Genomic DNA, 25,124 nt, shown 5'->3' on the forward strand with positions numbered 1-25,124 from the left:
GCTATGAGCAGACGGCGTCAGGCGGATCGACCCCGGGTGCCTCGCGGATGGTACCTGGGTACCGCTTCGAAGGGCCCTACGACTTCGCGAGGTTGTCGAGCAGGCCGGCCTCGTGCTCGCGGGCGATGAGCTCGGCGAGCCCCGGCGCGGTCGCCAGCTCGGGGTCGCGGTCGAGCAGCGCGGCGGCGACGTCGCGCGCGTGCGAGATGAGCTCGCCGTGCTCGGCCACCCGCAGCAGCTTCAACGTCGACCGCCCGCCCGACTGCGCAGTGCCGAGGATGTCGCCCTCGCGCCGCAGTTCGAGGTCGACCTCGGCGAGCGCGAAGCCGTCTGAGGTCGCCGCGACCGCCTCGATGCGCTCGCGCGCGACCGAGCCCTGCTCGGAGGTCGTCATGAGCAGGCACAGCCCCGGATGCTCGCCGCGACCCACACGGCCGCGCAGCTGGTGCAGCTGCGAGATGCCGAAGCGGTCGGCGTCCCGCACGATCATGATGGAGGCGTTGGGCACGTTGACGCCCACCTCGATGACGGTGGTCGCGACGAGGATCCCGATCCGCCCCTCCGCGAAGCCGCGCATGATGCGGTCCTTCTCGTCGCTCGCCATGCCGCCGTCGAGCCCCTCGATCTGCACACCCGCGTACTCGGGGCGGCGTCGCAGCTCGGCGACGGTGTCTTCGACGTTGGCGAGGGGGCGGGCGCGCTCGCCGGCTTCTTCGCCGTCGAGCTCTGGATCGACCTCGCCGGCCGAGATCGCCGGGCAGACCACGTACACCTGACGGCCCGAGGCGAGGTCTTCGGCGGTGCGGGCCCAGACGCGGGCGGCGCGGTTCGGCATCTCGAGCTCGGGCACGGTGAAGGTCTCGATGCCCTGCCTCCCCGGGGGGAGCTCGCGGATCGTGGTGACCTCCAGGTCGCCGAACGCGGTCAGCGCCACGGTGCGCGGGATGGGGGTGGCGGTCATGGCGAGCACGTGCGGCGAGGCGCCCTTGCGCCGCAGCGCCTCGCGCTGCTCGACGCCGAAGCGGTGCTGCTCGTCGACGACGATGAAGCCCAGATCGTAGAAGGTGACGTTGTCGCTGATGAGAGCGTGGGTGCCGACCGCGATACGGCAGGTGCCGGAGGCCAGCGAGAGCAGCGCCCGTTTGCGCTCGGCCGCCGGCATGCGTCCCGTCAGCAGCACCGGGTTCAGCTCGGCCGCGAGGTCGGGGCCCAGCGCCTCCGTGATCGAGCGGAAGTGCTGCGCCGCGAGCACCTCGGTGGGCGCGAGCAGCGCGCTCTGGCCCCCGCTCGCGGCCACTTGCAGCATGGCGCGCAGCGCCACGAGCGTCTTGCCGGACCCCACCTCGCCCTGCAGCAGGCGGTGCATGGGGTGGGGTTGCGCGAGCTCGTGCGAGATCGTCTCGCCGGCAAGGCGCTGGTCGCCCGTCAACTCGAAGGGCAGCGCGGCGTCGAAGCGACCGAGCGGGGTGGATCCGGGCTCCGCGCCGGCCGCGGTCGTGAGCGGCCGCGGGGTGCTCGATTCGAGCCCCGCGCGACGGCGGCGATCGAGCAGGGCGAGCTGCAGCTCGAACGCCTCGCGGAAGCGCAGGCTCTGCTGCGCCCCCCGCCAGTCGGCGTCGTGCTGCGGACGGTGGATGAGTTCGAGCGCCCGGCCGTACGCCATGACGCCTTCGGCGTCGCGGATCTCCCCCGGCAGCGGATCCGGCACCGGGCCGAGAGCGTCGAGGGCGAGCTCCACCGCGCGCTGGATGGTCCAGCTCGGCAGCTGCGCCGTCGCGGGGTAGATCGGCACTGGCGTCTCGGCCCACGCCTTCGCCGCAGCCTCGTCGAGCTGCTCCCCGCCCGGCGCCTCGTCCCGGTTCTCGAACAGCTCGTACTCGGGGTGCTGCAACTGCAGACTGCCCCGGTACTCGCTCACCTTGCCCGCGAAGATGCCGCGGCGCCCCGCCACCAGCTCGCGGCTGCGCCACTGCTGGTTGAAGAAGGTGAGTGTGAGCGTACCCGTGCCATCGGTGATGCGGGCTTCGAGCAGGTTGCCGTTGCGGCGCTGCATGCGGCGCTCGCGCACGTCGAGCACCTGGGCGACCACGGTGATCTGGTCGCCGATGGGCAGACCGCGCAGCGGCGTCAGCTCGCCCCGACGCGAATAGCGGCGCGGGAAGTGGTGCAGCAGATCGGCCACCGTGCGCATCTCGAATGCCCGCTCCAGCGGCTTCGCCGTGCGCGCGCCCACCACGCCGTCGAGGCGGGTGTCGAGCGAGGCCTGAGTCATGCCTCCAGCGTAGCGGCGACCTCCGACGCCGCCACGACCGACGGGCACCGCAACCGACGGACCCCCACGACAGACGGATCCCGGCTCGTCACGGCGAGCGACCCGGTGCGCGACGAGGCGGTACCCTCGTGGGATGACCAGAATCATCGCCGGAGCCGCGGGATCGCTGCGACTCGACGTGCCGAAGTCGGGCACGCGGCCGACGAGCGACCGGGTGCGCGAGGCGATCTTCTCGACGCTCGAATCCTGGGGCCTCGTCGACGGCGCACGCGTGCTCGACCTGTACGCGGGCTCGGGCGCTCTCGGCCTCGAAGCCGCGAGCCGCGGCGCCGCGGCCGTGACGCTCGTCGAGAAGCACCCGCAGGCGGCCCAGGTGGCGAGCCGCAACACGCGCACGGTGCTCGGGGCGTTCGGCGGATCCGGATCCGCCCCCCGCATCGAGGTGATGCGGCAGTCGGTGCAGGGATTCCTCGACGGCGCGGGTGCCGCGCGCTGGGACGTGGCGCTGCTCGATCCGCCCTACGATCTCTCCGAGACGGAGCTCGCGGCGAACCTCGCAGCGCTCGCGCCGCTGCTCGCCGAGGACGCCGCCGTGCTCGTGGAGCGCAGCAGCCGCTCCCCCGAACCGAGCTGGCCCGCTGGGCTCGCCCCCGTGCGCGAGAAGCGCTACGGCGAGACCGCGCTGTGGTGGGCTGAGCCCGCCTAGCCCCCAGCCCGCACCTTCTGCCCCGCAGCTCAGGCAGTGGATCGCAGCTCAGGCGGAGGTATTCCGCGAGAACCTCCGTCTGAGCTGCGATCCACTGCCTGAGCTGCGATCCACCGCGGGCGCCGCACACGCTGCACCGGATAGATCCTAGGCCGGATGCGCCACGGGCCCGGGACCTCTGCAGAGGTCCCGGGCCCGTGGCGCATCCCAGCTCGGACTACGAGCGCGGGATCAGCGTGTACTTCGTCGAGAGGAACTCGTGGATGCCGTCGAAGCCGCCCTCGCGGCCGATGCCCGACTGCTTCACGCCGCCGAACGGCGCAGCCGCGTTCGACACGAGGCCCGTGTTGAGGCCCATCATGCCGGTCTCGAGCTGCTCGATCATGCGGTGGCCGCGCGCGATGTTCTCGGTGAACACGTACGAGACGAGGCCGTACTCGGTGTTGTTGGCGATCTCGACCGCCTCCTCCTCCGTGGAGAAGCGGATGATGCCGAGCACCGGCCCGAAGATCTCCTCGCGCATGATCGCCGCCTGCGGGCTCAGCTTGTCGATCACGGTGGGCTGGAAGAAGTTGCCCGGGCCGTCGATCGTCTCGCCGCCGGTGACGATGGTGCCGCCGGTCTCGACCGCGTCGGCCACGAGGCGAGCTGTGTTCGCCACGGCCTTCTCCTCGACCAGCGCGCCGATGTCGTTGCCCTCGTCGGCGCCGCGGCCGATCTTCATGGCCGCAACCTTCTCGCCCACGCGACGCGCGAACTCGTCGGCGACCGACTCGTGCACGATGATGCGGTTCGCCGCGGTGCAGGCCTGGCCGATGTTGCGGAACTTCGCGAGCAGGGCGCCCTCGACGGCCTTATCGAGGTCGGCGTCCTCGAAGACGACGAACGGCGCGTTGCCGCCGAGCTCCATCGAGGTGCGCAGCACGTTCTGCGCCGCAGCCTCGAGCAGCTTCACGCCCACCGGGGTCGAGCCGGTGAACGAGAGCTTGCGCAGGCGCGGGTCGCTGAGCAGGGCCGACGACTGGGCGCTCGACTTCGAGGTGGGAACGACGTTCACGACGCCGGCGGGCAGGCCCGCCTCCTCGAGCAGCTGCACGAAGTAGATCGTGGTCAGCGGGGTGAGCGCGGCGGGCTTGATCACCGAGGTGCAGCCGGCGGCCAGCGCCGGAGCGATCTTGCGGGTCGCCATCGCGAGCGGGAAGTTCCACGGCGTGATGAAGTAGCAGGGGCCGACGGGGATGTGCGAGACCACCATGTTGCCGGTGCCCTCGGGGTTCTGGCGGTAGTCGCCCTGCACACGCACGGCCTCTTCCGAGAACCAGCGCAGGAACTCGCCGCCGTAGACGACCTCGCCGCGGGCCTCGGCGATGGGCTTGCCCATCTCCATGGCCATGAGCAGCGCGAACTCCTCCTTGCGCTCCATCAGCAGATCGAAGGCGCGACGCAGGATGTTCGAGCGCACGCGGGTGGGCGTGTTGCCCCACTCCTGCTGCGCCTCGACGGCCGCGTCGAGCGCGCGCACCGCATCCTCGACGGTCGCGTCGGCGATCGTCTTGATGACCTCGCCGGTCGCCGGGTCGGTGACGTCGAAGGTGGCGCCCGAGGTGGACGCCTCCCACTTGCCGCCGATCCCGAGGCCGCTTTCGACGCGGTCGAGGAGCTCCTGCTCATTGGGCTTCAAAGCCATGTTCTCTGTCCTTTCATGACGCCGTCCCCGGGGCCGCGGGGCTCTCCGGGGCGGCGTGTCGTCTGTGGATCCTGCGACTGCGACAGGATAACCGGTCGCCGGGGTTCCGCGCCTGTGCGCGGAACCCCGGCGGAGCCGACTAGTTGGCGGTCAGCGCGTCGGCGACGACCTGCAGGCCCTCGCGCAGCAGCTCGTCCGAGATGGCGAGCGGCGGGAGGAAGCGGATCACGTTGCCGTAGGTGCCGCAGGTGAGCAGGATGACGCCCTGCTCGCCGGCGAACTTGGCGATGGCGCCGGTGAGGGCCGCGTTCGGGGTCTTCGAACCCGACTCGACGAGTTCGATCGCCTTCATGGCGCCGCGACCGCGGATGTCGCCGATGCGGTCGTCGCTCTTCGCCAGCTCGCCGAAGAACTCGTCGATGATCGCACCGATCTCGCGGGCGCGCTCGGTAAGGTTCTCCTGCTGGTAGGTGTCGATCGTGGCGAGCGCCGCGGCGCAGGCGATGGGGCTGCCGGCGTAGGTGCCGCCCAGGCCGCCCGCGTGAGCGGAGTCCATGATCTCGGCGCGGCCGGTCACTGCGGAGAGCGGCAGGCCGCCCGCGATGCCCTTGGCGGTGGTGACCAGGTCGGGCACGACGCCCTCGTGGTTCGCGGCGAAGAGGTCGCCGGTGCGGGCGAAGCCGGTCTGCACCTCGTCGAGGATGAAGACGACGCCGTTGGCGGTGGCCCACTCCTGGAGCGCGGGGAGGAAGCCCTCGGCCGGGGCGATGAAGCCGCCCTCGCCCTGGATGGGCTCGATGATGATCGCGGCGAGGTTGGCGGCGCCGACCTGCTTCTCGATCTGGGTCAGCGCGAGCTGCGCCGCCTCGGCGCCGGCGAGGCCGTCGCGGAAGGGGTACGAGGTGGGCACGCGGTAGACCTCGGGGGCGAAGGGGCCGAAGCCGTCCTTGTAGGGGATGTTCTTCGCGGTCATCCCCATGGTGAGGTTGGTGCGGCCGTGGTAGGCGTGGTCGAACACGACGACGGCGTTCTTCTTGGTGTAGTGGCGGGCGATCTTGATCGCGTTCTCGACGGCCTCGGCACCCGAGTTGAAGAGCGCGGAGCGCTTCTCGTGATCGCCGGGGGTGAGCTCGTTGAGCTTCTCGGCGACCTTGACGTAGCCGTCGTAGGGGGTGACGGTGAAGCAGGTGTGGGTGAACTGCTGCACCTGCTCGGTGACGGCCTTGACCACGGCGGGGGCGGAGTTGCCGACGCCCGTCACGGCGATGCCCGAGCCGAGGTCGATCAGCGAGTTGCCGTCGACGTCGACCATCACGCCGCCGCCTGCGGCGACGATCGAGACGGGGAGGGCCACGCCGACGCCTGCGGCGACCGCGGCGTTCTTGCGGGCCAGCATCTCCTGCGACTTGGGGCCGGGGATGCTGGTGACGAGCTTGCGCTCCTGCGGGAGCGAGGGGCCGCCGACGATCGTGGCGTCTGCCATGAGGTTCTCCTTGCCTGGGGCTTGATGCGGCGTCTCTGTGCGGACGTCGCGGTCTTGGAATGTGATTCCGGATCAGCCTAGCCCTGAGCACCCATCACCCTCTGTGCCAGAATGGAGTAATTCAACTCGAAGTTTCGCCACTTCGGCAGAGCTTCTCGGAGGAGGACCATGGCCCCCGCATCCGCGCCTGCCGAGCGCCCCGCCGCCGCGCACTCCCCCACCATCGAACTCGGAGAACTGCTGCGCCAGTATCAGCTCGGCCTCGTGCTCATCGCGGGCGCGACCGACGACGCGACGGAGCGCCCGGTGCAGTGGGTGCACGTGAGCGAGCTCGAAGATCCCGCGCCCTTTCTCACCCCGCGCACGGTGCTGCTCACCACGGGCGCCCGCTTCTCGGCCGTGCACGATCAGACGGACGCGGACGCCTACGTGCAGCGGCTCCTCGGCGCCGGGGTCACGGCCCTCGGCGTCGCGGTCGGCCTCCACTGGGACCGGGTACCCGCGCAGATCGTGTCGGCGTGCGATCGGCTCGGCCTGCCGCTCTTCCGTGTGCCCTACGACACCGCGTTCATCGAGATCGTGCAGACCGCCGCCCGGCTGCTCGAGGCCGGCGCCCGCGAACGCGACATCTGGGCGCTCGAGTCGCAGCGCGCGGTGGCCTCGGCGTCACTGCAACGCGACGGCCTCGGCTCGGCCGTGCGCGAAACGGCCGCCCGTCTCGGGCACTGGGTGTGCATCACCGACCGCTCCGGGCGCATCGTGGAGTTCGCACCGGAGGCGGCCCGATCCGAAGTGCAGGCCGAGTGGATCCGCCGCGAGACCCGCCGACTCGTGGAGCGCGGGGCGAGCGCCGGCCGCATCGGCGGCGCGGGCGGCGGCGTGCGGATGCAGACGCTCGGCCGGCGCGGTCGGGTGCTCGGCGTGCTGACAGTGGAGGATCACGGCGCGCCCGACACCGCCGAACGCACCCTCATCGGCCTGGTGGCCGCCCTCGCGACCGTGCAGCTGGAGCACCGCGGCGGCATCGACGCCGCCCAGTCGTCGCTGCGCGACGCGATCGTGCGGCTGCTGCTCGCTGGCGACTTCGCGCTCGCCGAGAAGATCGCCGCGGGCGCGCTCGTGCGGGTGCCGCAGGGGGCCGTCGTCGCACTGCGCTACCGCACCCCCGACGGCGTCGACCCCGCGATCGTCGAAGACCTGCAGTCGTTCGACGCCGGCAGTCCGGGGCTCATCACCGCGGGCCTCGACGGCGCTCCCCTCATCATCGCGGAGACCCGGCACCTCCCCGCGATCCGCCGCCTGCTGCTCACGCGCCGGATCCACTCGGGCGTCTCCGAGCGCGGCGCGCTTCCCCAGCTGGCCGAGCTCATCGACCAGGCCGACCGAGCTCTCGACTACGCGGTCGCGAGCGGCGCCGAGGGCCCGGTCGACTACCTGCCGGCACTGCACGACGGCGTGCTGCACCTGCTGAGCGGGCTGCCCGACGCACACCGGCGCGCCGAGGGGCTGCTGGCGCCGCTGCGGGAGCACGACCGGCGTCACGGGGACACGCTCGAGCACAGCCTGCGCGTCTGGCTCGCGCACCACGGCCAGACGAGCCCGGCGGCGACCGAGCTGGGCGTGCACCGCCACACCCTCAAGGCCCGGGTGCAGACGGCCGCGCAGCTGCTGCAGGCCGACCTCGACTCCCCCGACACCCGCGCCGAGCTGTGGGCGGCGCTGCGGCTCACCGACTGATCCGACGTCCGCGGTGGCGTGTCGAGCGTCAGGAGCCGGGCGGGCGCACGGTGTAGGGGTCCCAGCCTGCCGGGATGAGCGGGGCGCCGTCGAGGCGCACGCCGGGAGCCTCGGAATCGGATCCGCCGTCCGCGCCGTCCGCCGACCGCACCACTCCGATGGGGAGGAAGCCGTGGGGCAGCGCCGCCGACGCCGGGAACGTCGCGAGCAGGCCGTGATCCTCGCCGCCCGTGAGCATCGCCTCGATCGGCACCGCCGCACCCTGCTGCACTCCGAAACCGTCCTCCAGCAGCTGCGCGTCGAGGTCGACCGTCATCCCGCTCGCACGCGCCAGGCGTTCGGCGTCGATCGACAGCGAGTCGGAGACGTCCATCATCGCGGTCGCGCCCGCCTCGGCCGCGACCGACCCGAGCGCGATCGGCGGCTTCGGGGCGAGCTGGGCGGCGACGGCCGCGGGGTGGGCGCGCCGCAACTCGGGCAGCGACCGGGAATGGGCGGTGCCGTCGGGATCCGCCGCCTCCGCGAAGAGCAGCGACAGCCCGAGCCCAGCAAGCCCCAGCGCCCCCGCGTACGCCACGACATCGCCCGGCCGCGCACCCGCCCGGGTGACCGGACGCCGCCCTTCGAGGTCGCCGAGCGCCGTCACCGACGCCGTCACCACCGGGGCGCGGCCGAGATCGCCGCCGACCACCCCGCAGCCGGGCGCGAACTCGCGGCACGCGGCGTCGAGCCCGCTCGCGATCCGCTCCAGCAACTCGACCGGGGTCTCATGCGGCACGGCGAGCGCAACCGTCAGGGCCGTCGGCCGGGCGCCCATCGCCGCCACGTCCGACAGGTTCGTGGCCGCGAGCTTCCACCCCAGATCGAAGCCGTCGTGCCAGGCCAGACGGAAATCAGGCCCCTCGATCATCGTGTCGGTCGTCACCACCGCGTCGCCCGCGAAGCGGAGCACGGCGCAGTCGTCACCGGGGCCGAGCACCGCACCCCGGGCCTCGCCCAGCCGCGCGAGCACGCGGGCGAGCACCTCGCGCTCCCCCAGCTCCCCCACGGTCTCGTTCACCCTCTCAAGTTAGCGCACAGGAGCGAGTCGCTAGGCTGGCAGCGTGACTTCGCCCCGGATCCGCCTGCTCGCGCTCACCGCCGTCGTGCTCGCCTCGGCGCCGCTGCTCACCGGCTGCGCGGGCGATGTGCCCATGGACGCGGCGGACGACGCGAACGACCCCGCCTGCGCCGACGTCATCGTGCGCCTGCCCGACACCGTCGCCGGCCTGGACCGGCGCACCACCAACGCGCAGTCGACCGGCGCCTGGGGCGACCCCTCGGGCGTGCAGCTGCAGTGCGGCATCGAGCCGAGCGGACCCACCACCGACTCCTGCGTGAACGTCGACGGCGTCGACTGGATCGTGGACGACTCGCAGGCGCCGCTCTACCGCTTCGAAGCCTACGGACGCTCGCCCGGGCTCGCCGTCTTCGTGAACTCCGAGCACGCGAGCGGCACCGCGGCCGTGCTCGACCTCGGTGCCGTGGTCAAGCTGCTGCCGCAGACCCGCGAGTGCGTGGGCCTCGTCGACACGCTCGACCTGTAGGGCCGCTGCCCGGCTCCTCGGCGCACTCAGCGGGTGGTGCGGATCGCGGAGACGTCGCAGTTGTTACGGATGAGGCCGATGTTTCGGATGCGAACCCCGGTTCCCATCCGAAACATCGGCCTCATCCGCAGAACAGGTCCCACGCCTCGCAGCACCGGACCTGGGGTGCTCCACCCGCCTAGTACGCCGGCTTCTTCGCGATGGCCAGCTCGATCAGCTCGGTGATGAGCTCGGTGTAGCCGAGCCCCGACTCCTGCCACAGCCGCGGGTACATCGAGATCGGGGTGAACCCGGGCAGCGTGTTGATCTCGTTGAGCACCGGGCCGTCCTCGGTGAGGAAGAAGTCGATGCGGGCGAGCCCCGCGCACTGCGTCACCTCGAAGGCGAGCACCGCGGCGTCGCGGATCGCTGCGAACTCGGCGTCGGTCACCTTCGCGGGCAGTTCGAGCTCGACGCCGGCCGCGCCCAGGTACTTCGCCTCGAAGTCGTAGAAGTCGCGGCCCGTGAACACGATCTCGCCGATCACGGCGCTCGTGCGGGGACGGTCGTCGCCGCGCCCCTCGAGCACTGCGATCTCGACCTCGCGACCCGTCACGCCCGACTCGACGAGCACCGTGCGATCCTCGGCGAACGCCACGTCGAGCGCGGCGGGCAGCTGAGCGCTCTCGGTGACCCGGCTCACCCCCACCGACGATCCCGCGCGGGCCGGCTTCACGAACAGCGGGTACCGCAGGCCCTCGTCGAGCCGTTCGGCGAGGTACGGGTCTTGGGCCAGCTGCTCGCGGGTGATAGTGCGCCACGGCGCGACCGCGATGCCAGCGTCGGCCAGCACCGTCTTCACTGCGTGCTTGTCCATGCAGAGCGCCGAACCCAGCACACCGCTGCCCACATAGGGCAGATCCACCAGGTCGAGCATCCCCTGCACGGTGCCGTCCTCCCCGTAGGGGCCGTGCAGCATCGGCAGCACCGCGTCGACGTGACCGAGTGAGCGCAGGGACCCCGCCTGGTCGATCACCGTGACGGCGCGGGTGGCGGTCGAGGCCGGCCAGAGCACGCGCGTGCCGTTGTCGTGCACCTCGGGCAGCGCCCCCGCCTCGAGCCGGTAGCCCGCCAGGTCTTCCTCGCGCATGAGCACGGTGGCGCCCTGCTTCGTGATGCCCACGAGGATGACGTCGAAGCGCGCGCGATCGATGGATCGCAGCACGCCGGCGGCGGTCACGCAGCTGATGCCGTGCTCGCTCGATCGGCCGCCGAACAGCAGCGCGACCGTGCGTCGCGCGCCTGCGCCGGTCTGAACGTCGGCCTCGGCCGGACGGGAGGAGGATGCGGTCACGCCTGGGGTCCCTTCACACGGTTGAACAGCCGTCGCAACGCACCCACCTGGGGTTCGGCGATCGTCTGCTCGGGCTGCGGTACATCGTCTTCGGTGGCGAGGTGCGGGCCGAGATCCCTCGGCGCCATGCGGCCGTCGAGCACCATCTGCACCTGCTCGACGATGGGCATGCGGATGCCCAGCTCGCGCGCCAGTTCGAGCACGGGCGGCACGGAGGTGATCCCCTCCGCGACCTGCTGCATCTGCTCCCTCGTCTCCTCCTGCGTGTACCCCTGGCCGATGAGACGGCCGGCGGTGTTGTTGCGGGAGAGCGGCGACTGGCAGGTCGCGATGAGGTCGCCGAGCCCCGCCAGCCCGGAGAGGGTGGCCGGATCCGCGCCGTGCGCGACCGAGAACTGCGTCATCTCGGCGATGCCGCGCGTGATGATCGCGGCCTTCGTGTTCTCGCCGTACCCCACGCCGTCGACGATGCCGATCGCGAGCGCGATGAGGTTCTTGAGCACCCCGCCGAGCTCCGTGCCGGTGACGTCGGTGTTGACGTAGGTGCGGAAGTAGGGTGCGGAGGCGGCGGTGGCGATCTCCTGGGCGACCGTCAGGTCGACGCAGGACGCGACGCCGCCGGTCGGCTGCTCCTTCGCGATCTCGAGCGCGATGTTCGGGCCCGACACGACGCCGATGCGTGCGGGATCGAGGTCGAGCGTGTCGGCGATCACCTGCGACATGCGCATCGTGGTGGTCTTCTCGACACCCTTCACGAGGCTCACCAGCACGCTGCGCCGATCAAGGTACGGTTCGAGGTCGATGAGGTTCTGCCGCAGCGTCTGGCTCGGCACCGCGAGGAACACGAGGCCCGCGCCGCGCAGCGCAACGCTCAGATCGTCGGTCGCTTTCAGCGTCTTCGGCAGGTTGATGCCCGAGAGGTACTGGGTGTTGCGCTTCGCCACCTGGATCTCGTGCGCCACTTCGCGGCGGCGCGCCCAGATCGTGACGTCGCAGCCGGCGTCGCAGAGCACCTTCGCGAAGGTCGTGCCCCAGCTGCCCGCGCCGATCACCGCGACCTTGCGGCCGCGATTGCGCAGATTGCGGCCGGTGACGATCGGGATCGGCCTCGTACTCAAAAGCGTCCCGTTTCGCTCTGCTGGTGCTTGCTCGGATCCCAGCGCTCGGGCGGCGGCTGCTCGCCCCGCAGCTCGGCCAGCAGCGCGGTGATCGCATCCATGAGCTGGCTCGTGGCCTCGGTGACGACGCGCTGGTCGAGCGGGCGGCCCGCGAAGCGGCTGAGATCGATCGGCTCGCCGACCGACACGTGGATCGTCTTGCGCGGGAAGGGGTGGATGCGCTTCGCATAGCGCGGCATCAGCTCCTGCGTGCCCCAGTGGGCGACGGGGATCAGCGGGATGCCCGACTCGAGCGCGAGACGCACCGCCCCCGACTTGCCGCGCATCGGCCACAGGCCGGGATCGCGAGTCAACGAGCCCTCCGGATACACGATCACGCCCGACTCGCGCTCGATCAGCTGACCGGCGGCGCCCATCGGGTTCGCGCTGTCGCGCGAGGAGCGGGTGGAGCCCTGCCGCTCGACCGGGATCTGACCCGACGCCCGCAGCAGCCAGCCGAACACGGGCACGCGGAAGAGGCTCGCCTTCGCCATGAAGCGGGGCAGGCGCCCCAGATGCCACACTGCGGCCCCCATCGCGATGGGGTCGATCTCGCTGTAGTGGTTGGGCGCGAGGATGAACGGTCCTGACTGCGGCAGCTTCGACTGCGGCGTGAAGCGGTACCGCACCATGGCCGACCAGGCCGGCAGGATCAGCGTGGCCAGCACCCAGAAAACGGAGGGCCGACGCTTCTCCGCCGAGGGGCGGCTCCGGAGCTTTACCGTGTCAGTCATGATCCCATTATCCCGCCCTCGCGCTCCCCGCGCGGAATGCCGTGCCGGGAGCGCGAGAACGCGGATCAGCTCTCGTAGACGAAGTCCGCGCCGAGCTGACGCAGCTTCTCGATGAAGTTCTCGTAGCCGCGCGAGATGATGCCGAGATTCGTCACCCGCGTCTGCCCTTCGGCGGTGAGGCCGGCGATGAGGTAGCTGAAGCCGCCGCGGAGATCGGGGACCTCGATCTCGGCGCCCGTGAGCGGGGTGGGCCCGGCGATGACGGCGGCCTGCTCGAACTCGCGGCGGTTCACCCGCCGGGTCTCATCGTGCAGCCCCTCCTTGTAGACCTTGATGTCGGCGCCCATCTTGTTGAGGGCGTCGGTGAAGCCGAAGCGGTTCTCGTAGACGGTCTCGTGGATCGTCGACACGCCCTGCGCCTGCGTGAGCGCCACGACGAGCGGCTGCTGCCAGTCCGTCATGAACCCGGGGTGCACATCGGTCTCGATGGTCACCGGGGTGAGCTCGCCGCCGGGGTGCCAGAAGCGGATCCCGTCGTCGTGCACGTCGAAGTCGCCGCCGACCTTGCGGAACACGTTCAGGAAGGTCATCATCTCTTCCTGCTTCGCCCCGCCGACGAACACGTCGCCTCGGGTCGCGAGCGCCGCAGAGGCCCAGCTCGCGGCCTCGTTGCGGTCGAAGATCGCGCGGTGATCGTATCCGCGCAGCTCCTTCACGCCCTCGATGAAGATCACGCGGTTCGGCTCGACCGTGATGATCGCGCCCATCTTCTGGAGGATGCAGATGAGGTCGATGATCTCGGGCTCGATCGCCGCGTTGCGCAGCTCGGTCTGCCCTTCGGCGAGCACGCTCGTGAGCAGCACCTGCTCGGTCGCACCCACGGAGGGGTACGGAAGCTCGATGTTCGCACCCTTGAGCCCGTTGGGGGCGGTCAGGCTGATGCCGCTCGGCAGCTTCTCGACGACGGCGCCGAACTTGCGCAGCGCGTCGAGGTGGAAATCGATCGGGCGATCGCCGATGCGGCAGCCGCCGAGGTCGGGGATGAACGCCTTGCCGAGCCGGTGCAGCAGCGGGCCGCAGAACAGGATCGGGATCCGCGACGAACCGGCGTGCGCGTCGATATCGGCGTGGTGCGCGTGCTCCACGTTCGAGGGATCGAAGTGCCACTCGCCCGGATCCTCGCCGCGGGTGATGAGCACGCCGTGCAGGGCGAGCAGCCCGGCGACGACGCGGATGTCGGACACGTTGGGGACGTTGCGGAGGATGCTCGGGGTCTTCCCGAGCAGCGCGGCAACCATCGCCTTGGGGGCGAGGTTCTTCGCACCGCGCACCTCGATGCGCCCCTTGAGGGGGCGACCGCCGTTGATGAGGATCTCATCGGAGGAGAGTCCCACGCGGGCGGCGGCCTTCTGCGCATCCAGCTTCAGCCCCTCGGCATCCGCCTCGGTCGTGTCGGGGTTCGGTGCGTCCTGCTCGCTCACGCGGCCTCCAACGGGGTGGTAGTGGGCATCCAGCGGGGGCGCCGGGCCTCGAAATCGGAGATCGCACCCTCGTTGCGCAGCGTCAGCGAGATGTCGTCGAGCCCCTCCATGAGGCGCCAGCGCGTGTAGTCGTCGATCTGGAACGGCACGGTCAGGTCGCCCACCGACACGGTGCGATCCTCGAGACTCACGGTGAGCTGCACCCCGGGATCGGCGTCGATCGCAGCCCACAGCCGCTCGACGTCGGCCTCCTCGACCTGCGCCGCGAGCAGACCCTGCTTCCCGGAGTTGCCGCGGAAGATGTCGGCGAAGCGGGGCGAGATGACCACCTTGAAGCCGAAGTCGCGCAGCGCCCACACCGCGTGCTCGCGGGAGGAGCCGGTGCCGAAGTCCGGGCCGGCGACCAGGATCTCGGCTCCCGCGAAGGCGGGCTGGTTGAGCACGAAGGCCTCGTCCTGGCGCCAGTGGTAGAAGAGCGCGTCGTCGAAGCCGGTCTTGGTGACGCGCTTCAGGAAGACGGCGGGGATGATCTGGTCGGTGTCCACGTTGGAGCGCTTCAGCGGCGCCGCAACACCCGACATCGTGGTGAACTTGTCCATGATTACGCTGCCTCCACCTTCTCGGCCGCGGCGTACGCCGTGGCTTCCGCGTCGTGCGTGATGCCCTGCGCGGCGTCCTCCTGCAGATCCCAGGGGCTCGAGAGCGTGCCGCGGATCGCGGTCGCCGCGGCCACCAGCGGCGACACGAGGTGCGTGCGACCGCCCTTGCCCTGGCGCCCCTCGAAGTTGCGGTTGGAGGTCGAGGCGCAGCGCTCCCCCGGCGCCAGCTGGTCCGGGTTCATGCCCAGGCACATCGAGCAGCCCGCGAAGCGCCACTCGCCGCCGAACTCCTCGACGATCTTGTCGATGCCCTCGGCCTCGGCCTCCAGGCGCACGCGCGCCGAGCCGGGCACCACCATGAGGCGCACGCCCTCGGCCTTCTTCTTGCCCTTGATGATGTTCGCGAAGGTGCGCAGGTCGTCGAGCCGACTGTTCGTGCACGATCCCATGAACACCGCGTCGACCGCGATCTCTTTCATGGGGGTGCCGGCCTCGAGGTCCATGTACTCGAGGGCGCGCTCGGCGGCGGCACGCTCGTTGGGATCCTCGATGTCGGCGGGGGTCGGCACGCGGTCGCTGAGCAGCACGCCCTGGCCGGGGTTCGTGCCCCAGGTCACGAACGGCTCCAGCTCGCTCGCGTCGATGAAGACCTCGCGGTCGAAGACGGCGCCCTCGTCGGTGGGCAGCGTCTGCCAGTACTCGACGGCACGATCCCATTCCTCGCCCTGCGGCGCGTGCGGGCGCCCCTTGACGTATTCGAAGGTGGTCTCGTCGGGGGCGACCATGCCGGCGCGGGCGCCCGCCTCGATCGACATGTTGCAGATGGTCATGCGGCCGTCCATCGAGAGGCCGCGGATCGCGGAGCCGCGGTACTCGAGCACGTAGCCCTGGCCGCCTCCCGTGCCGATCTTCGCGATGACGGCGAGGATGATGTCCTTCGCGGTCACCCCGGGACGCAGCTCGCCGTCGACGTTGATCGCCATCGTCTTGAACGGCTTGAGCGGCAGCGTCTGGGTCGCCATGACATGCTCGACCTCGCTCGTCCCGATGCCGAACGCGAGCGCCCCGAAGGCGCCGTGCGTGGAGGTGTGGCTGTCGCCGCAGACGACGGTGATGCCCGGCATGGTGAGGCCGAGCTGCGGGCCCACGACGTGGACGATGCCCTGCTCCTTGTCGCCCAGCGGGTGCGCGCGAACGCCGAACTCGGCGACGTTGTGGCGCAGCGTCTCGATCTGCAGACGGCTGGTGGGGTCCTCGATCTGGCGGGTGATGTTCACCGTCGGGGTGTTGTGGTCCTCGGTCGCGATCATCAGGTCGACGCGGCGGAGGGGCCGATCCGCGGTGCGGAGCCCGTCGAACGCCTGCGGGCTCGTGACCTCGTGGATGAGGTGCAGATCGATGTAGATGAGATCCGGCTCGCCGTTCTCGCCCTTGACGACGACGTGGTCGTCCCACAGCTTCTCGGCCAGCGTTCGGGGCTTCAGTGCTTCAGTCATACGTGCGCTTCTCTATTCCGTAACTTGCATGCGCGAACACGCGCGATTGCTTTTCGGCCGTGCTGGACTCCGCGACGGGAGGGCCGAGCAGCTACACCCCGTCGCGGCAAGGAAGAAGAAGCTGCCGACGACGCATGGCGAAGAGTCTACCACCGGACGCCCGCGTTCCCTGGAAGCGGGCGCCCGGAGCGCGGGATCAGTCCTCGGCGCTCTCGTGGGCGCCGAGGTGCAGCCGCTCGCCGCGGCGCTTCGCATCACGGTTCATCTTCACCACGCTCGCAATCGTCGCGACGGCCATCGCGGTGACGATGAAGCCGAGCGACATCCAGGTGGTGATGTCGGGCACCGGCACGTGCTCGCCGCCGTTGATGAAGGGCAGCTCGTTCTCGTGCAGGGCGTGCAGCACGAGCTTCACCCCGATGAAGGCGAGGATCGCCGCGATGCCGTACTTGAGGTATTCGAGACGGTCGAGCAGGCCGCCCAGCAGGAAGTAGAGCTGGCGCAGGCCCATCAGGGCGAACACGTTCGCGGTGAACACGATGAAGGGGCTGCGGGTGATGCCGAAGATCGCGGGGATCGAGTCGAGTGCGAACAGCAGATCGGTGGTGCCGAGCGACACGAGCACGAGCAGGAACGGGGTCCACATGCGCTTGCCGTCGACCGTGGTGCGCAGCTTGCCGCCGTCGTAGTGCTCGCTGATCGGCATGACCTTCTTCACCTGGCGGATCACCCAGCTGTCGCCCGCGTGCTCTTCTTCGCCCGGCTTGACCTGATGCCACGCGGTCCAGATGAGCCAGGCGCCGAAGATGAAGAAGATCCAGATGAAGCGCTCGATGAGCGCCGCTCCCGCGAGGATGAAGAGGCCGCGGAAGACGAGCGCGAGCACGATCCCGATCATGAGCGCGCGCTGCTGGTATGCGTGCGGCACCTTGAAGCTCGCGAGGATCAGCACGAACACGAAGAGGTTGTCGATCGACAGGCTGTACTCCGTGAGCCAGCCCGCCAGGAACTCCGTGCCGTGCTGCACATCCCCCAGCAGGAAGATCGCGCCGGCGAAGACGAGCGCGAGCAGCACGTAGAAGCCCACCCAGAGGCTGGCCTCGCGCATGCTGGGCACGTGCGGGCGCTTGATAATGAGGAGCAGGTCGATGATGAGGATCGCGACGAGCACGATCATCGATCCGATCTCGAACCAGAGCGGAAGAACAGGGGTCACAGCGACTCTTTCGGTACGGCGCGGGTGCGCGAATGAACCGAAAGTCTCTCCCCGGCGAAGCTCCCCGCGAGGCGGGGGAACGTCACCGCGTCCGCACCGGCCGGGCCACGGAGCCCTGCGTATTGACGACACGGACGAAACGGAATACTCCCTTTCGAAGGCACCATCATACCGCGCCTCGAGCGTCGCTCCGCTTCGAACGCGGGGCGATTCTCCCAGCGGCGGACGGGGCTCGACTCGCTACGATGTGATCCTCAGCAGACGAAAGGACACCCGTGACCGACCGTTCGACCCCGCCGATCACGCGCAGCACCGAGCGGGGGCCCGGGCCCGCCTCCCGCACGCTCGCCGCCTTCATCTTTGCGAGCCGCTGGCTGCAGGCGCCGCTCTACCTCGGCCTCATCATCGCGCAGGCCGTCTACGTCGTGCTGTTCTTCGTCGAGCTCTGGCATCTGATCGACAACGCCATCCTGCGCGGGCACATCACGGAGACCGAGGTCATGCTGAGCGTGCTCGCCCTCATCGACATCGTGATGATCGCGAACCTGCTCATCATGGTGATCATCGGCGGGTACGAGACCTTCGTGTCGAAGATCCGCGTCGAGGGCCACCACGACGAGCCAGACTGGCTGTCGCACGTCAACGCGAACCTGCTGAAGGTCAAGCTCGCGATCTCGATCATCTCGATCTCCTCGATCCACCTGCTCAAGACCTTCATCGAGGTCGGCCGCATGGACGGAGGCATCGTGCGCACCTCTGACGGCAAGGTGCTCTACTCCTGGGACGGCGTGTTCTGGGAGGTCATGATCCACCTCGCCTTCATCGTCTCGGCGCTCGCGCTGGCCTGGATCGACAAGATGAGCCACCAGCACCCCGCCCCGCCGAAGAACGAGCAGCTCACGGCCGGACGCCTGGAGGCGTCGCTGCGGGATCCCGCCCCGTCACCCGAGGCCGACGGCTACGTGACCGTCCGGCTGCCCGCCGGGTCGCAGCTGCCCGAGGGCGCCCGCATCATCGAGTGAACGCGGTCCGCTGAAAACGCGGGAACGGGGGCCCGGCTCATGCCGGACCCCCGTTCCTGCGTTCGTGTCAGAACTGGTTCATCGTGTTGTCCTTGCCGCCCGCCTTGAGGGCGGCGTCACCGGCGAAGTACTCCTTGTGGTTGTCGCCGATATCGCTGCCGGCCATGTTCTGGTGCTTGACCGTGGCGATGCCCTGGCGGATCTCCTCGCGCTGCACATCGCGCACGTAGGTGAGCATCCCCTCGTCGCCGAAGTAGCCCTTGGCCAGGTTGTCGGTCGACAGCGCGGCAGTGTGGTACGTCGGCAGGGTGATGAGGTGGTGGAAGATGCCGGCGCGGGCCGAACCGTCGCGCTGGAAGGTGCGGATCTTCTCGTCGGCGAGCTGGGCGAGCTCGGTGCCGTCGTACTCGACGTTCATCAGGCTGTCGCGATCGTAGGCGGAGACGTCCGCTCCCTGCTCCACGAGCGTGTCGTAGGCCTGCTGGCGGAAGTTGAGGGTCCAGTTGAACGAGGGGCTGTTGTTGTAGACGAGCTTCGCGTTCGGGATCTCCTCGCGGATGCGGTCGACCATGCCGGCGATCTGCTCGACGTGCGGCTTCTCGGTCTCGATCCACAGCAGGTCGGCACCGTTCTGCAGCGAGGTGATGCAGTCGAGCACGCAGCGGTCCTCGCCCGTGCCCTTGCGGAACTGGTACAGGTTGCTGGCGAGGCGCTTCGGGCGCAGCAGCTTGCCGTCGCGCTTGATCACCACGTCGCCGTTGCCGAGATCGGCCCCGGAGATCTCCTCGACGTCGAGGAAGGAGTTGTACTGGTCGCCGAGGTCGCCGGGCGTGCTCGTCACGGCGAGCTTCTGGGTGAGGCCGGCGCCGAGCGAGTCGGTGCGGGCGACGATCACGCCGTTGTCGATCCCGAGCTCGAGGAACGCGTAACGCACGGCGTTGATCTTCGCGATGAAGTCCTCGTGCGGCACGGTGACCTTGCCGTCCTGGTGACCGCACTGCTTCTCGTCCGAGACCTGATTCTCGATCTGGATCGCGCAGGCGCCGGCCTCGATCATCTTCTTCGCGAGCAGGTAGGTCGCCTCGGGGTTGCCGAAGCCGGCGTCGATGTCGGCGATGATCGGTACGACGTGGGTCTCGTAGTTGTCGATCTGCGACTGGATGAACTCGACCGCGGTCTCATCGCCCGCGCGGCGGGCGTCGTCGAGCTGGGTGAAGAGCAGGTCGAGCTCGCGGGCGTCGGCCTGGCGCAGGAAGGTGTAGAGCTCCTCGATGAGCGCCGGGACGGCCGTCTTCTCGTGCATCGACTGATCGGGCAGCGGCCCGAACTCCGAGCGGAGCGCGGCCACCATCCAGCCCGAGAGGTAGAGGTAGCGCTTGTTGGTGGTCTCGAGGTGCTTCTTGATCGAGATCAGCTTCTGCTGGCCGATGAAGCCGTGCCAGACGCCGAGGGACTGGGTGTACACCGACGAGTCGGCGTCGTACTCGGTCATATCGCGGCGCATGATGTCGGCGGTGTACTGGGCGATCTCGAGGCCCGTCCGGAAACGGTTCTGCGCACGCATGCGAGCGACGTGCTCGGGGTTGATCGCATCCCAGCTCGAGCCGTTCTGCTCTTTGAGTGCCTCGACGGCCTCGATGTCGTTCTGGAACGCAGTCATGCTGACTCCTTTGTGTGATGGCGGCTAGCTCCGATGTGAACTACTTCTACTCTGGGGGACGCCAGACCCTCGCTACTCACGAATCAGTGGGTGAAGATTTGCAGAATTTCTGCTCTACGGAAAATCGGAGCGCGACCGGGGCCGGATCGACGCCTCCCTCCGCGTCACGGCGTCACGGCCGGGAGCGTGCACTGCGCCGCGTACGGAAGCCGGTAGGCTGTCAGCGGCCCCGGAGCGGGCCGAGCGCGAGTGGCGGAATTGGCAGACGCGCTGGATTTAGGTTCCAGTGTCTTCGGACGTGGGGGTTCAAGTCCCCCCTCGCGCACCACGAAGGGCTCCGGCCGCCGGGAGCCGGCTCTGCTGGCGCCCTGAGCAGGAGCGGCGCCGCCCCGCCGCCTGTCCGATGGCCGCTCAGCGGAACGCGCGGCTGATCCCGCCGCCGAGCTGCGTCAGCTGCATCCAGATCGCGAAGCGGTGCACGGGTCGCAGCAGCGGCCGCAACACCCGGCGGAGCCGCAGGCCGCGATCCGGATCCCGCTCCCACACGAGGGAGGTGCGCAGCTGCGTGCCTCCGGCGGCCGGTTCGAGCTCGATGCGGATCCGCTTCGTGTTGCTTCCCGGCGCATCTGGCCAGGCGAAGCGCCACTCGATGAGGTGCTGCGGCTCACGGGCGGTGATCTCCACCAGCGAGGCGCGGTACTCGGGCTTCACGCGCAGCGGTTTCCCGTCGGGGCGCTCCGTGCGGGCGCGCCCCCGCCAGGTCGAGCCGACGCGCGCCTGCGACGGGAAATCGTCGACGCTCCCCGTGCTGGGCTCCCACTCCGGGAAGCGGGCGGGGTCGTCGAGCATTTCCCAGACCCGCTCGGGCAGGGCGGGCACGAAGCTCTCGGCCGAGCCGGCGAGTGCGGCAGCGGCGAACCCGGGCAGGAATTGCGCGGGCAGGCGCTCGGCCTCGTCGAGCCGTGCGCGCACCTCGTCGGGGTCGGTTCCGAGACGGTGCAGCACCGCCCCGACGAAGCCGCTCGGCTCGGCGAGCAGCTCGCGCAGCACGGCCGCGGCGTCGCCGAGGCGCGACCCCTCCGATGCGCGTGTGATGATCTCGAGCGCCCGTTCTCCCCAGCGGTAGTCGCCGGTCTCATGGAAAGTGATGCGACCGGGCACCGGCACCGAGGCGGTGACGCCGAGCGAGGCGAGTTGGGCGGTGTGCTGCGCGGCGACGGCCTCGCGCGCGGCGTCGAGCGTGATCCCGAGGCTCCGCAGCACTTGGCCTGCGGGCTGCTCGCTCACGACGAGTGCGAGGAACAGGTGGTCGACGCCGGCGGTGCGCTCCCCTGTGCGGGACGCCTCCTCCATCGCGGCGAGCGAGAGCGTGTGGCTCGTGGCGGCGGCGGTCGTGAGTCTGCTCACCGGGTCCTCCTCGGGACGGGGATCGACGGGTCGATCCGCTTGGCGTACTTCTTGTGCACCGCCTGGCGGGATACTCCGAGCGCGGCGGCGATATCCTGCCAGCTCATGCCGGCGCGGAGGCCGGCTTCGACCTGCGCGAGCTCGAGTCGCTCGGTCAGGATGCGCAGCGAGGCGATCGCGCGCAGGCCCGTGCGAGGGTCGCGAGTATCGGCGGCGGCTTCGGCGACGTGCAGCGATTCCATGCTGTCAACCTACATTGCCAAACCCGCCTCGTCAACCAAGGTTGCTCACAGGCCCCGATCGGCCTCTCCCAGTTCGAAGTCGGTGCGCGGGTGCGGCACTCCGTTGACCTGCAGCGCCACGCCGTAGCGCCCCGAATAGTAGCGGCGCGTCGTGATGGGCCTGAACGAGTGCGATGCACGCACCTGCGTGCGCTCTCCCGGCGCGAGCGTGCGCTGCGCGATCTTGAAGACCTTCGAGCGCTCCTCGCCGCGAGCCCCCGGGAAGAGGAGCACGTAGTCGATCACGAGAGGCGCCGACTCGGCGCCGAGGTTCTCGACCACCGCACCGAACTCCACCGCCCCGCCGACCTCGACGCGTCCCGGCGACACTACGAGGGGCGACACCGACACGAGCGCCGGCGGAAACCCCAGCAGTTCGAGAGCGGCGGGATCCCCGCGCTTCACGAGCGTGCGCAGCGCATGGCGCGACACCTGGCCGAGGTGCGCACCGCCCCTGACCTGCCACCCCCGCACGACCTCGACCGCGAACCCGGCGTGTCCGCGACTGTGATCATTGACGTGGTTCGAGACGGAGCGGCGCACGCTCTCCTCGGCATCGTCGTGGAGGGCGTCGAGGCTCGCCCTCGTCGGCGACGGATCGGCGACGAGGGCGGGTAGGCGCTCAGCCCACGGCAGCAGCGGGCGGCTGCCCTCAGTCGCGAGGCGGCGCACCCGCCAGTCGGGATCCGCCGTCCACGACGCCATGCGGTCGAGCCCGCGATCGAGATCGTGCAGCAGCAGCGGCCGGATCGCGAACTCAGAGGTGAAGCGCTTCGTCAGCTCCCGCAGCACCTCGAGCGAGTCGTCGAGCGCCGACACGGTGCCCTCGGCGACCGCGCGCCGAGCGGAGGCGAGGCCCACCGGCCAGAGCGCCCAGCCCTCGAAGCCGCTCCCCCGGGTCGCCGCCCGCACCACCCGGGCGAGTTCGGCGTGATCCCCCGGCACGTCGCGCAGGATCGCATCGGCGAGGCTCCTCGCCCGTGCGCTCAGCGTCAGCGCGCTCAGCCCGGCGGCCGCCTCGCGCGTGGCCTCGAAGCGACGGCCGGGCGCGGCGTCCTGCAGCGCGCCGAGCAGCGATCCGACACTCTCGCCGCCGAGCAGCTCATCGGTCATCGACATCCGGGCCTCCGTTCTCGGCCCCCGGCGGGCAGTCCCGGGCGCTCCCTCCAGTTGTACAATGCGATCACAGCCGCGCGGCGTGGCCGCGTCGATCCCGAGGAGCCTCATGGCAGCGAAAGAGCCGGCGATGTCGCCCTCCGACACGCCCGTGACCGACGTGCTCGACCGCGTCATCGGCCCGCGCCGCGCCGAGGCTGACGAGCTGCTGGCCCTCCACGGAGAGCTCAGCGGCGCCGAGCCCATCGTCTGGGCGGGCCGCATCATCGGCTTCGGCGAGTACGAGTACCGCTACGAGAGCGGGCACGGCGGGCGCGCCCCCGAACTCGCCTTCGCGACCGGCTCGACGAAACACACGCTCTACCTCGTCGACGACTTCACCGAGCGCTGGCCCGAGCTTCTGGAACGGCTCGGCCCGCACCGCGCGAGTAAAGCCTGCCTCTACCTGACCCGCCTGTCGAAGGTCGACCGCGGTGTGCTGCGCGAACTACTCAAGCGCTCCCTCGCCGAAACCCGCGGCGAGTCCCTCGGCGACACCGACTGAGCGTCACCGGCGGGCGCCGCGCACGGCACCGCGCACCGGGCCCCCGCTAGCATGGTTCGATGCGCGGATTCGAGGAGCTCACGGCCGAGGCTATCCAGGCCGACGTCGCGGGCTGGGGGTTCGGGTTTCTCGACGGCAGGGCCACCGAGGAGCGACCGCCCTGGGGGTACGCCGCACGGCTCGCGGAGCGGCTGGGCCGCGTCTCCTCGGCGCTCGACCTCGACACCGGCGGCGGCGAAGTCGTGGCCGAGGCCCCCGCACTGCCCGCCCGAATGGCGGTCACCGAGTCGTGGCCACCCAACCTCGAACGCGCCGCGCAGCGACTGCAGCCCCGCGGCGTCGAGGTGGTCGGCGTCGCAGCGGGCGACCCGCTCCCCTTCGCCGACGAGACCTTCGAACTCGTCACCGCGCGCCACCCGGTCGAGCCCGACTGGCACGAGATCCGCCGCGTGCTGCGCCCGGGCGGCAGCTACTTCGCGCAGCACGTCGGCCCCGCCTCGGCATTCGAACTCATCGAACGCTTCCTCGGTCCGCTGCCCGTGCAGCGGCGGCGGCGCGATCCGCAGCAGGAGACCCGCGCGGCGCGCGCGGCAGGACTCGAGGTCGTCGAGCTGCGCACCGCGAGGTGCCGCATGGAGTTCTTCGACATCGGGGCGGTGATCTGGGTGCTGCGGAAGTGCGTCTGGTGGGTGCCCGACTTCTCGGTCGAACGGTACCGGCCCGTGCTCGTCGAGCTCGACGCCCAGATGCGCGCGGGGACGCCGTTCGTCGCGCATTCGACCCGGCATCTCATCGAGGCCCGCCGATGACCGCGGCGGGCTGGGGCGGGCTGCTCCTGGCCTGGTTCGCCGCGCTCGCGCTTCCCGGACCCGATGTCTTCCTGCTGCTGCGCCTCGGTGTGCGGCAGCGGCGCGCCTCTGTGCTCGCTGCGCTCGGCATCATGAGCGGCAATCTGCTGTGGATCGTGGTGTCGGTGCTGGGCCTCGCCGCGCTCTTCCAAGCGCTGCCGGGCGTGCTGCCGGTCATGCAGATCGCGGGGGCGCTGGTGCTCGGCCTCCTCGGCGCGCAGAGCGTGCGAGGAGGGATCGCGCAACTGCGCGACGGGTCGGCGGATCGCGGCGCCGGAGCGGTGGCGCGGCCTTGGCTGCTGGGGTTCACCACCAACCTCGCCAACCCGAAGGCGCTCGTCTTCTTCACGGCGCTGCTCGCCCAGTTTCTGCCCGGCGAGGCGGACTGGGGCACGCGACTCGCAATCATCGGCGCCATGGTCGGCAGCGGGGTGATCTGGTTCGTCGGGATCGCGCTCGCATCGTCGGCGGCCGCGTTCCGCCGCTGGTTCGGTCGCGCAGCGCCGTGGTTCGACGTCGTCGCGGGCGCGCTCTTCGTGGTGATCGCCCTCGCGATCCTCACCGAGGCGGTGCTCGCCCTCCTCCCCTGACGGGCCGCGAGTTCGAGCCCCGGGATCCCCACCGGTGCGGCTCGGCCCGACTTGTCGCCGCCGCGCGATCCTGTTAGGGTCGCTGCGGATCCTCCGAGCCGCCGAACGGCGAAGCCGTCGATCCGCAATCACGACCCAAGCGAGGTGAGCCCCGATGTCCAGTGACAGT

Annotated in this window: 22 protein-coding genes and 1 tRNA gene; 8 read left to right on the plus strand and 15 right to left on the minus strand. The window is 70.4% G+C overall.

What is annotated here, in order from left to right:
- Positions 1-76: 76 nt before the first annotated feature.
- Positions 77-2,272 (minus strand): ATP-dependent DNA helicase RecG, encoded by a 2,196-nt coding sequence (locus H629_RS0110355; protein WP_024357189.1) that lies wholly within the window; start codon positions 2,270-2,272, stop codon positions 77-79.
- A gap of 133 nt (positions 2,273-2,405) precedes the next feature.
- Here H629_RS0110355 and rsmD point away from each other — a divergent pair, with 133 nt between their 5' ends.
- On the plus strand, positions 2,406-2,978 hold the full coding sequence (gene rsmD, locus H629_RS0110360; protein WP_024357190.1) for a 16S rRNA (guanine(966)-N(2))-methyltransferase RsmD: 573 nt from the start codon (positions 2,406-2,408) through the stop codon (positions 2,976-2,978).
- A gap of 217 nt (positions 2,979-3,195) precedes the next feature.
- On the opposite strand, the gene H629_RS0110365 is transcribed toward rsmD, so the two are convergent.
- Both H629_RS0110365 and gabT read right to left on the minus strand, forming a co-directional pair.
- Positions 3,196-4,665, minus strand: a complete 1,470-nt coding sequence (locus tag H629_RS0110365; protein WP_024357191.1) for an NAD-dependent succinate-semialdehyde dehydrogenase — start codon at positions 4,663-4,665, stop codon at positions 3,196-3,198.
- Positions 4,666-4,804: 139 nt separating this feature from the next.
- A complete protein-coding gene (gabT, locus tag H629_RS0110370; protein WP_024357192.1) occupies positions 4,805-6,148 on the minus strand; it encodes a 4-aminobutyrate--2-oxoglutarate transaminase in 1,344 nt (447 codons plus the stop codon).
- A 168-nt stretch (positions 6,149-6,316) separates the two neighbouring features.
- Here gabT and H629_RS0110375 point away from each other — a divergent pair, with 168 nt between their 5' ends.
- Complete coding sequence (locus tag H629_RS0110375) at positions 6,317-7,885, plus strand: PucR family transcriptional regulator (protein WP_024357193.1); 1,569 nt, start codon at positions 6,317-6,319, stop codon at positions 7,883-7,885.
- 28 nt (positions 7,886-7,913) lie between these two features.
- Here H629_RS0110375 and thiL read toward each other — a convergent pair whose 3' ends face one another.
- A complete protein-coding gene (thiL, locus tag H629_RS0110380; protein ID WP_024357194.1) occupies positions 7,914-8,945 on the minus strand; it encodes a thiamine-phosphate kinase in 1,032 nt (343 codons plus the stop codon).
- Between the two features lie 43 nt (positions 8,946-8,988).
- On the opposite strand from thiL, the gene H629_RS0110385 reads away from it, so the two are divergent.
- Entirely contained in the window at positions 8,989-9,471 is a 483-nt protein-coding gene (locus H629_RS0110385) for a DUF3515 family protein (protein ID WP_024357195.1), read from the plus strand.
- A 178-nt stretch (positions 9,472-9,649) separates the two neighbouring features.
- Here the strand turns inward: H629_RS0110385 and H629_RS0110390 are convergent, their stop codons facing one another.
- The 7 genes from H629_RS0110390 to H629_RS0110420 all read right to left on the minus strand — a co-directional run bounded on the left by H629_RS0110390 (position 9,650) and on the right by H629_RS0110420 (position 17,487).
- Positions 9,650-10,804 carry a D-alanine--D-alanine ligase family protein gene (locus H629_RS0110390; RefSeq protein ID WP_024357196.1) on the minus strand — a complete coding sequence of 385 codons (1,155 nt, stop codon included), beginning with the start codon at positions 10,802-10,804 and terminating at the stop codon, positions 9,650-9,652.
- Positions 10,801-11,922: an NAD(P)H-dependent glycerol-3-phosphate dehydrogenase gene (locus H629_RS0110395; RefSeq protein WP_152485695.1), complete on the minus strand. Its 1,122-nt coding sequence runs from the start codon at positions 11,920-11,922 to the stop codon at positions 10,801-10,803. Before H629_RS0110395 ends, H629_RS0110390 begins: the two co-directional genes overlap by 4 nt.
- Positions 11,919-12,695 carry a lysophospholipid acyltransferase family protein gene (locus H629_RS0110400; protein WP_029746864.1) on the minus strand — a complete coding sequence of 259 codons (777 nt, stop codon included), beginning with the start codon at positions 12,693-12,695 and terminating at the stop codon, positions 11,919-11,921. Before H629_RS0110400 ends, H629_RS0110395 begins: the two co-directional genes overlap by 4 nt.
- A gap of 65 nt (positions 12,696-12,760) precedes the next feature.
- On the minus strand, positions 12,761-14,089 hold the full coding sequence (gene murA / locus H629_RS0110405; RefSeq protein ID WP_024357199.1) for a UDP-N-acetylglucosamine 1-carboxyvinyltransferase: 1,329 nt from the start codon (positions 14,087-14,089) through the stop codon (positions 12,761-12,763).
- Between the two features lie 83 nt (positions 14,090-14,172).
- Entirely contained in the window at positions 14,173-14,775 is a 603-nt protein-coding gene (gene leuD, locus H629_RS0110410) for a 3-isopropylmalate dehydratase small subunit (RefSeq protein WP_024357200.1), read from the minus strand.
- Positions 14,776-14,777: 2 nt separating this feature from the next.
- Positions 14,778-16,271: a 3-isopropylmalate dehydratase large subunit gene (gene leuC / locus H629_RS0110415; RefSeq protein WP_024357201.1), complete on the minus strand. Its 1,494-nt coding sequence runs from the start codon at positions 16,269-16,271 to the stop codon at positions 14,778-14,780.
- A gap of 196 nt (positions 16,272-16,467) precedes the next feature.
- Positions 16,468-17,487, minus strand: coding sequence for a TerC family protein (locus H629_RS0110420; RefSeq protein ID WP_024357202.1), 1,020 nt, complete (start codon positions 17,485-17,487; stop codon positions 16,468-16,470).
- A gap of 275 nt (positions 17,488-17,762) precedes the next feature.
- Here H629_RS0110420 and H629_RS0110425 point away from each other — a divergent pair, with 275 nt between their 5' ends.
- Positions 17,763-18,509, plus strand: coding sequence for a TIGR00645 family protein (locus tag H629_RS0110425; RefSeq protein ID WP_024357203.1), 747 nt, complete (start codon positions 17,763-17,765; stop codon positions 18,507-18,509).
- 67 nt (positions 18,510-18,576) lie between these two features.
- Here the strand turns inward: H629_RS0110425 and H629_RS0110430 are convergent, their stop codons facing one another.
- On the minus strand, positions 18,577-20,169 hold the full coding sequence (locus tag H629_RS0110430) for an isocitrate lyase (RefSeq protein WP_024357204.1): 1,593 nt from the start codon (positions 20,167-20,169) through the stop codon (positions 18,577-18,579).
- 243 nt (positions 20,170-20,412) lie between these two features.
- Between H629_RS0110430 and H629_RS0110435 the strand changes: the two genes are divergently transcribed.
- Positions 20,413-20,497: transfer RNA gene (locus tag H629_RS0110435), tRNA-Leu, on the plus strand.
- A gap of 83 nt (positions 20,498-20,580) precedes the next feature.
- Here the strand turns inward: H629_RS0110435 and H629_RS0110440 are convergent.
- Genes H629_RS0110440 through H629_RS0110450 form a run of 3 tightly spaced genes read right to left on the minus strand, consistent with a single transcriptional unit; the run spans position 20,581 to position 22,976 of the window.
- Positions 20,581-21,576, minus strand: a complete 996-nt coding sequence (locus H629_RS0110440) for an SRPBCC family protein (protein ID WP_024357205.1) — start codon at positions 21,574-21,576, stop codon at positions 20,581-20,583.
- On the minus strand, positions 21,573-21,818 hold the full coding sequence (locus H629_RS0110445; RefSeq protein WP_024357206.1) for a hypothetical protein: 246 nt from the start codon (positions 21,816-21,818) through the stop codon (positions 21,573-21,575). The genes H629_RS0110440 and H629_RS0110445 overlap by 4 nt, the downstream gene beginning before the upstream one ends.
- A gap of 45 nt (positions 21,819-21,863) precedes the next feature.
- Positions 21,864-22,976: a DNA alkylation repair protein gene (locus H629_RS0110450; RefSeq protein ID WP_024357207.1), complete on the minus strand. Its 1,113-nt coding sequence runs from the start codon at positions 22,974-22,976 to the stop codon at positions 21,864-21,866.
- 106 nt (positions 22,977-23,082) lie between these two features.
- Between H629_RS0110450 and H629_RS15395 the strand changes: the two genes are divergently transcribed.
- The 3 genes from H629_RS15395 to H629_RS0110465 are packed head-to-tail and all read left to right on the plus strand — an operon-like array spanning position 23,083 to position 24,955.
- Positions 23,083-23,517 (plus strand): DUF1801 domain-containing protein, encoded by a 435-nt coding sequence (locus H629_RS15395; RefSeq protein ID WP_024357208.1) that lies wholly within the window; start codon positions 23,083-23,085, stop codon positions 23,515-23,517.
- A gap of 59 nt (positions 23,518-23,576) precedes the next feature.
- The gene (locus H629_RS0110460; protein WP_024357209.1) at positions 23,577-24,326 is read left to right on the plus strand and encodes a class I SAM-dependent methyltransferase; all 750 of its coding nucleotides are present in this window, start codon (positions 23,577-23,579) and stop codon (positions 24,324-24,326) included.
- Entirely contained in the window at positions 24,323-24,955 is a 633-nt protein-coding gene (locus H629_RS0110465) for a LysE family translocator (protein WP_024357210.1), read from the plus strand. The genes H629_RS0110460 and H629_RS0110465 overlap by 4 nt, the downstream gene beginning before the upstream one ends.
- Positions 24,956-25,124 lie beyond the last annotated feature (169 nt).

It is taken from the genome of Leucobacter chironomi DSM 19883 (assembly GCF_000421845.1).
GTDB classification, from domain to species: Bacteria; Actinomycetota; Actinomycetes; order Actinomycetales; family Microbacteriaceae; genus Leucobacter; species Leucobacter chironomi.